We start from the raw sequence: 383 nt of genomic DNA, 5'->3' as shown, positions 1-383 counted from the left end.
CATGTGAACCATATTGAATCATTGCTTTATTGTGTAAATGATTTAATCCCAAATGCTTAGTATCAAATACATCATTATTAAGAGATTGGCGTACATATTGCAGGCGAGATGACGACATCCCAATACCATTGTCGCAAACTAAAACATGTAAATTCTGACGTGCCAATGTCAGGCGTATAGTAATGTCCAATGACTCAGTATCTCTACCATGTTTAATAGCATTTTCTATGAGTGGTTGAAGCATCATTTTACCAATTGTCTGGTGACGCGCTTCTTCAGAACTTTCGATATGGAGCTTAATCATGTCATCAAAACGGATGTTTTGTATCGCAACATACTGTTCAATGTAGTTCAACTCTTCGTTTAATTCCACTGTATGTGAG

At 36.6% G+C, this 383-nt stretch carries 1 protein-coding gene; it reads right to left on the bottom strand.

From position 1 onward, the window contains the following. On the bottom strand, positions 1-383 hold a 383-nt coding region (locus KDK95_RS39185), incomplete at both ends, for an ATP-binding protein (protein ID WP_212522692.1).

The organism is Actinospica acidithermotolerans (assembly GCF_018139625.1).
GTDB classification, from domain to species: Bacteria; Actinomycetota; Actinomycetes; order Streptomycetales; family Catenulisporaceae; genus Actinospica; species Actinospica acidithermotolerans.
The sequence above is the reverse complement of the archived record's forward strand: the minus strand, read 5'-3'. Positions and strand labels throughout refer to the sequence as shown.